We start from the raw sequence: 6,463 nt of genomic DNA, 5'->3' as shown, positions 1-6,463 counted from the left end.
CACAAATATATGAAGTTTTATTTATCTAATACATAATGTTATTCTTTTATTTTTAGGGTATGTTTAAAAATAAGATGCTCTTGCTACAAACTATTTATTAAAATCATGTTTATATAAATTTGTTGAGCTCTCTTTATGGACTTGTCGGGCAAATACTCTTTCCGATATGACGGCATTATGCGGAAATTGCTTACTTTTGCGCATTCGTAATAAGTATTCAAATTCGTCTAAATATATGTCGGAACGAAAAGTAAGAGTGCGTTTTGCACCCAGTCCTACGGGGCCGCTTCATATCGGCGGTGTACGTACAGCCTTGTATAATTATTTGTTTGCCAAACAGCATGGCGGTGAGATGATTCTTCGTATCGAAGATACGGACACACAGCGCTTTGTGCCCGGTGCGGAAGAGTATATCATCGAGTCGTTTCAATGGCTTGGCCTTCCTTTCGACGAGGGTGTGGGCTATGGAGGAAAGTATGGCCCTTACCGTCAGAGCGAACGGAAGGAAATTTACAAAAAGTATGTAGACCGTTTGCTGGATGCGGGACGGGCTTATATCGCTTTCGATACGCCCGAAGAGCTGGAAGCCAAGCGAAAGGAGATTCCGAATTTTCAGTACGATGCCTCGACCCGGATGCAGATGCGTAACTCCCTGACGCTTCCGGCTGAGGAAGTGAAGTCGCTGATCGATGCGGGACACCGTTATGTGGTGCGTACGAAAATCGAACCGGGCGAAGACATCCATGTGAATGATCTGATACGTGGTGAAGTCGTTATCAATACCTCCATCCTTGACGATAAGGTGCTTTATAAATCGGCCGATCATTTGCCGACGTATCATCTGGCGAATATCGTGGACGACCATCTGATGGAGATTACTCACGTGATTCGCGGGGAGGAGTGGCTCTCGAGCGCTCCGTTGCATGTCTTGCTTTATCGTTATCTCGGCTGGGCCGATACGATGCCTTGCTTTGCACATCTACCCTTGCTCCTTAAACCCGAAGGGGGGGGGAAACTGAGCAAGCGCGACGGAGACCGTTTGGGCTTTCCCGTCTTTCCGCTCGAATGGCGTGACCCGAAGAGCGGTGAAGTGTCGTCGGGATATCGCGAGAGCGGCTATCTGCCCGAGGCCGTTATCAATTTTCTGGCGCTGCTCGGATGGAATCCCGGAGATAATCGCGAACTGATCGCGATGGACGAACTGATTTCGCTTTTCGACCTAGCTCATTGCAGCAAGAGCGGTGCGAAATTCGACTACGAGAAGGGCAAATGGTTCAATCATCAATATATCCGTAAGCGTAGCGACAAAGATATTGCCGCCATGTTCCGGCCGGTTCTCGAGCAGCATGGTGTTGTCGGCACGGATGAGGCTTATGTCGAAAAAGTCGTCGGACTGATGAAAGAGCGTGTGAGTTTCGTGCCCGAATTGTGGGAGCAGACGTATTATTTCTTTGTTGCGCCGGAGACATACGACGAGAAAACGCGCAAGAAACGCTGGAAGGAAGACAGTGCCGCGCAGTTGACGGAGCTGATCGAGGTGTTACGCCGTCGCGAGCCGTTCGATGTAGAAGGTACTGAGGAATATGTGAAAACATGGATTGCCGGGAAAGGGTATAATCTCGGGAACATTATGAATGCCGCGCGTCTGGCGCTTGTGGGGCAAGGCATCGGGCCGCAGGTGTTTCATATCACCGAAGCGATCGGTAAGGAAGAGACGATTCGGCGAATCGGCCGTGCGATAGAAGTATTAGGTTGATGCGTCACGTTTACACACTGGCATTGCATCTGTATGCGTTTGCCGTCGAACTGTCTTCGTTTTTCCACCGTAAGGCGCGGATGACCCGCGTGGGGCAGTGGCATACGAACGGTATCCTGCGGAAAAAGATCGATCGGAATGCCCGATATATCTGGTTTCATGCTGCCTCGCTCGGTGAGTTTGAGCAGGGGCGTCCTTTGATGGAGGCGATTCGCAAGCGTTATCCCGACTATAAAATTCTGTTGACGTTCTTTTCGCCATCTGGCTACGAAGTGCGTAAGAATTACGACGGGGCGGATGTGATCTGTTATTTGCCCTTCGATACGCCGTATAAGGTGAGGAAGTTCCTGCATCTGGCCAATCCGGCGGTGGCGGTCTTTATCAAATACGAGTTCTGGCTGAACTATCTGACGGAGCTGAAAAAAAGAAAGATCCCGACGTACCTCGTTTCCGGTATCTTTCGGCGTGAACAGTTGTTTTTCAAATGGTACGGAAGCTGGTACAGGAAAGCGCTTACCTGTTTTGAGCGTCTGTTTGTGCAGGACGAAGCCTCGCGAAGCCTGCTGGCGGAGTTCGGGATTACGAACGTTCAGGTGTGTGGAGATACGCGTTTCGACCGGGTGCTGGCCGTGCAGCGGCAGGCGCGTGAGCTTCCCGCGGTGAAAGAATTTGCAGGAGACGGAACTTCGCTGATTCTGGTCGCAGGCAGTTCGTGGCCCGAAGACGAGTCGATCCTTATTCCGTATTTTAATACGCATCCGGAAGTGAAACTGATCATTGCGCCGCATGAAATCCCACGGGAACATCTGCTGTATATCGAATCGCTGCTCCATCGTCCTTCTATCCGTCTGTCCGAGGCGAACGATCAGTCGGTGTCCGGTAAGGATTGTCTGATTATTGACAGCTTCGGTTTGCTCTCGTCCATCTATCGTTACGGAGATGTGGCTTATGTGGGAGGCGGGTTCGGAAAAGGGATTCACAATACGCTCGAAGCGGCTGTCTACGGTATCCCGGTGCTGTTCGGACCCAGATATCAGAAATTTCGCGAAGCGCATGAATTGATTGCCTGTGGAGGAGGATTTTCTTTGCAGGATGAAGCCGCATTTATAACCCGTATGGATGAATTTATCCGTAAGCCGGCACAACGTGCGGAAACCGGACGAATTGTCGGAGATTATGTGCAGCGGAATAGCGGGGTAACAGACTGTATCCTTCGTGAAATGAGTTTATAATGATTGCATTTCTTTGAATATCCGGTCGTTATCCAGCAGGGTGTGGGTGTCCCGAATAAATTGGAGGTAATTTTCCCGTTGTCCGGACGGTAGCGGAAGCGTATCGGCTACTGAGGGGGGAAGAATACGATAGTTCGGCATGGAAACCCATACCGGCGTATAGTACGGACAAATCTCGATTTTCTTATTGTGCTTTTCTACTTCTACGTCGAGCGTGACAATCAGCCCGCCGTTTTTGTATCGGTCTCGCTGGTTCGATACGAAGTTGCCCAGCGAATAGACCGTCACGGAGCGGATGATGCTGTCCGTATCGTACTTGGCCTCGAAAGGCTGGATCACGTGCGGATGGCTGCCCATCACGATTTCCGTCCCGTAGCGATGACATAGCTCCGCCAGCTTCCGTTGCGTATTATTGGGTTTTCGTACATACTCGTCACCCCAGTGAAAGAACACAATGATGCAATCCGTCTCAGAGCGGTCGATACTCTGTAAATCGTTTTGGATGGCTGTCGTGTCGATCAGGTTCACGATCGTTCCTTTAGGGATGGGAACACCGTTGGTGTCGTAAGTATAGTTGAGCAGGGCAAACCGGATCCCCTTGACCTCGAAACGCAACGGATGATTCATACGATATCGTATACTGTCGATAAACGCACCGGTGTGAACGATACCCAGCGAGTCGAAACGCGCCGTCATGTACTCGATTCCTGCTCGTCCGTTGTCGCAAATATGATTGTTGGCCATTACTACGGCGTCGATACCGATATCGCGAATGGCATCCGCCAGTTGTGCCGGAGAGCGAAACATCGGATAGCCGGTATAACGCGAGGCAGGCGTGAGTGTTGTTTCAAAATTCAGCATGGCGAAGTCCGCTTCTTGGAAGAACGGTTTGACGTAACGAAACGTTTCCGAATAGTCGAAAGTACCGTCTGGCCGACGGGCGGCGCGAACTTGTGGCATGTGTTGCATCAGGTCGCCGGCAAAGACGAGTCTGGCTCGTTGTGGTTCATCGATTTGCTGCACTACATTATCAGGCAACGCATGGTTTTTCTCCTGATTCAGAGTGTGCCATGTTACATAGCCTGTAACGGCAGCGGCCAAAGCAAGTGCCGGAATCAATATACTTCTGGAGAGAAAATGCATCAATCTTCCGATTTATACCAGGAGGCGTACATGTGATAATTTCGTGCGATCCTCTGATTGATTTCTTTCGATTGCTCGGGGTCTACTTTCTTGACGAACTTCGCGGGGGCTCCGGCGTAAATGCTCCCCGGCTCTACCTGAGTATGGCTTAGTACGACCGATCCTGCTGCCACGATGGCCCCCTCGCCGATCACCGCGTGATCGAGCACTACGGCTCCCATCCCGATCAGCGCACCGTCGCATATCTTGGCGCCGTGAATCGTAACGTTGTGTCCGACCGATACATTGTCGCCTATTTCGATCGTTGATTTTTCGTATAAGGTATGAAGCACCGAACCGTCTTGTATATTGACCCCGTTCCCGATACGGATCGAGTTGACGTCTCCGCGTAATATTGCACCGAACCAGATACTGCATCCTTCGCCAATCACCACATCTCCGATAATGGTTGCATTGTCTGCTAGATAAGTGTCTTTTCCGATAGAGGGTACGAAGCCCCGAACTGATTTTATAAGTGCCATTTGTTATATATTATGGATGAATTTTTCTGTATTGATAGGGCACAAAGATAGATAAAAAGAACGGAATCTGTTTATTCGGTTAAAAATATATCGGAAAGTTTTGTAAGTAATAAAACTCTCCGTACTTTTGTGCCCGATTTTTACGGATGAAATAAAAAAACAAAATAAGCATTAAAGTAATAATTTATGATTGTAGTTCCATTAAAAGAAGGCGAAAGCATTGAAAGAGCATTGAAGAAGTTCAAAAGAAAGTTTGAAAAAACAGGGGTTGTAAAAGAGCTGAGAAAGCGTCAGGCTTTTTCCAAACCCTCTGTTGAAAAAAGGAAAGAACGTATTCGTGCGATTTACGTGCAGCAATTACAGCAGGCTGAAGAGTAATCATCCGTTTTTTTTTACCACCTTTTTTGGTTTAATAAAAAAATCTTCTTATATTCGTCGCGTTAAAACAATGCGGCGTGAATGCTTTTATTAAGCCATTTTTAAGTTACCTTCGCTATGAGAGGGGCTACTCGGCTCTTACCGTGGCGGCATATGAGCGGGATCTGCTTCAATTTGAAGCATTCATCTGTGCGAATGCAGAAGGGGCGGCGATTGACGTTCGGTTAATCGATGCTGATTGTGTTCGTTTATGGATGGTTTCTCTTTTGGATAGGTCAATGGCTTCCAGCTCGGTCAACCGCAAGCTGAGTTCGCTGAAATCGTTCTTTAAGTTCTTGTTGAAGCAGGGAGTGCTGTCTGAAAGTCCCGTACGTTTGGTTGTGGGGCCTAAGATGTCGCGCCCATTACCTTCTTTTGTAAAAGAAAGAGAAATGGCTGATTTGCTTGATGGCTCTTCCTTTGAATCTGATTTTGAGGGTAGCCGTGACCGTCTGTTGCTTGAAATGTTATATCAAACGGGGCTGAGGCGCTCTGAACTTGTCGGAATCCGACATGCAGATATTGATATGGAAGCTATGCAGCTCAAGGTGAACGGTAAGCGTAATAAACAGCGTATCATTCCGTTTGCGGAGCGTTTAAAAGAGATGATCGTACATTATATCTCGGAGAAGGAAAAAGAAATTCTTGCCGATGATTCTATGTATCTCTTTGTGCGGAAAAATGGCAGGCCTTTGACGGGGGCTATCGTCTATCGTATCGTCAGAAAGCGATTGTCCGGTATCCCGATGTTGGCAAAATGCAGTCCGCATGTGCTCAGGCATTCTTTTGCAACGAGTATGTTGAATGACGGAGCGGAGTTGAATGCCGTGAAAGAATTGCTCGGACACGGCAGTCTGGCTTCGACCTCTGTCTATACGCATATTACTTTTGAAGAATTAAAAAAAATGTATCATGCTCATCCCAGAGCGAAAAAGTAAGGAGGTAAATTATGGAAATCAGAGTTCAAGCAATTCATTTTGACGCGACCGAACGTTTGGAGGCGTTTATTCAAAAAAAAGTTTCGAAACTGAGTCAGTATCATGAAGGTATTTTGGGGGCAGAGGTGACTTTGCGTGTCGTAAAGCCGGAGTCGGTTCAAAACAAGCAGGTTGGAATTCGTTTAAAGATAAAAAACAACGATCTTTTTGCCGAGAAAGTAAGTGATACATTCGAGGAGGCTGTCGATGATACAGTTGTTGCTTTAGAGAAGCAATTGATTAAAGTGAAAGAAAAAAGCAGGGCAAAGTAAAAAAAAAAGGTGGAAATTTGCTACGTAATAAAATAATGTCTAAATTTGCAGCCGTTTCGCTTACCACGAAGCGGCTCATTTTATGCTAAAGGCCTCTTTAGCTCAGTTGGCCAGAGCACGTGATTTGTAATCTCGGGGTCGTTGG

Annotated in this window: 7 protein-coding genes; 5 read left to right on the top strand and 2 right to left on the bottom strand. The window is 47.7% G+C overall.

The window, feature by feature from the left end; genetic code table 11:
* Window positions 1-235 precede the first annotated feature (235 nt).
* Complete coding sequence (gene gltX / locus ACTTKA_RS11880; RefSeq protein ID WP_442725190.1) at window positions 236-1,756, top strand: glutamate--tRNA ligase; 1,521 nt, start codon at window positions 236-238, stop codon at window positions 1,754-1,756.
* Window positions 1,756-2,988, top strand: a complete 1,233-nt coding sequence (locus ACTTKA_RS11875) for a 3-deoxy-D-manno-octulosonic acid transferase (RefSeq protein ID WP_442714263.1) — start codon at window positions 1,756-1,758, stop codon at window positions 2,986-2,988. The genes gltX and ACTTKA_RS11875 overlap by 1 nt, the downstream gene beginning before the upstream one ends.
* Here the strand turns inward: ACTTKA_RS11875 and ACTTKA_RS11870 are convergent.
* Window positions 2,983-4,131 carry a CapA family protein gene (locus tag ACTTKA_RS11870; protein WP_442725189.1) on the bottom strand — a complete coding sequence of 383 codons (1,149 nt, stop codon included), beginning with the start codon at window positions 4,129-4,131 and terminating at the stop codon, window positions 2,983-2,985. The two genes, ACTTKA_RS11875 and ACTTKA_RS11870, sit on opposite strands and share 6 nt — an antisense overlap.
* On the bottom strand, window positions 4,131-4,652 hold the full coding sequence (locus ACTTKA_RS11865) for a gamma carbonic anhydrase family protein (protein ID WP_442714265.1): 522 nt from the start codon (window positions 4,650-4,652) through the stop codon (window positions 4,131-4,133). Before ACTTKA_RS11865 ends, ACTTKA_RS11870 begins: the two co-directional genes overlap by 1 nt.
* Window positions 4,653-4,838: 186 nt before the next feature.
* Here ACTTKA_RS11865 and rpsU point away from each other — a divergent pair, with 186 nt between their 5' ends.
* From rpsU to hpf, 3 genes are all read left to right on the top strand, one after another.
* Window positions 4,839-5,030 (top strand): 30S ribosomal protein S21, encoded by a 192-nt coding sequence (gene rpsU, locus ACTTKA_RS11860; RefSeq protein ID WP_124750742.1) that lies wholly within the window; start codon window positions 4,839-4,841, stop codon window positions 5,028-5,030.
* Between the two features lie 77 nt (window positions 5,031-5,107).
* Window positions 5,108-6,007 carry a tyrosine-type recombinase/integrase gene (locus ACTTKA_RS11855; RefSeq protein ID WP_442725188.1) on the top strand — a complete coding sequence of 300 codons (900 nt, stop codon included), beginning with the start codon at window positions 5,108-5,110 and terminating at the stop codon, window positions 6,005-6,007.
* A gap of 11 nt (window positions 6,008-6,018) precedes the next feature.
* On the top strand, window positions 6,019-6,318 hold the full coding sequence (hpf, locus tag ACTTKA_RS11850) for a ribosome hibernation-promoting factor, HPF/YfiA family (protein ID WP_442714267.1): 300 nt from the start codon (window positions 6,019-6,021) through the stop codon (window positions 6,316-6,318).
* Window positions 6,319-6,463: the final 145 nt, after the last annotated feature.

This window comes from Tannerella sp. (assembly GCF_052170195.1).
In the GTDB taxonomy this organism is placed as follows: domain Bacteria; phylum Bacteroidota; class Bacteroidia; order Bacteroidales; family Tannerellaceae; genus Tannerella.
This window is presented reverse-complemented; position numbering and strand designations above follow the sequence as displayed.

Coding starts and splice junctions, on each gene's coding strand:
- gltX (WP_442725190.1), top strand. CDS start 236: ATGTCGGAACGAAAAGTAAGAGTGCGTTTTGCACCCAGTCCTACGGGG.
- ACTTKA_RS11875 (WP_442714263.1), top strand. CDS start 1,756: ATGCGTCACGTTTACACACTGGCATTGCATCTGTATGCGTTTGCCGTC.
- ACTTKA_RS11870 (WP_442725189.1), bottom strand. CDS start 4,131: ATGCATTTTCTCTCCAGAAGTATATTGATTCCGGCACTTGCTTTGGCC.
- ACTTKA_RS11865 (WP_442714265.1), bottom strand. CDS start 4,652: ATGGCACTTATAAAATCAGTTCGGGGCTTCGTACCCTCTATCGGAAAA.
- rpsU (WP_124750742.1), top strand. CDS start 4,839: ATGATTGTAGTTCCATTAAAAGAAGGCGAAAGCATTGAAAGAGCATTG.
- hpf (WP_442714267.1), top strand. CDS start 6,019: ATGGAAATCAGAGTTCAAGCAATTCATTTTGACGCGACCGAACGTTTG.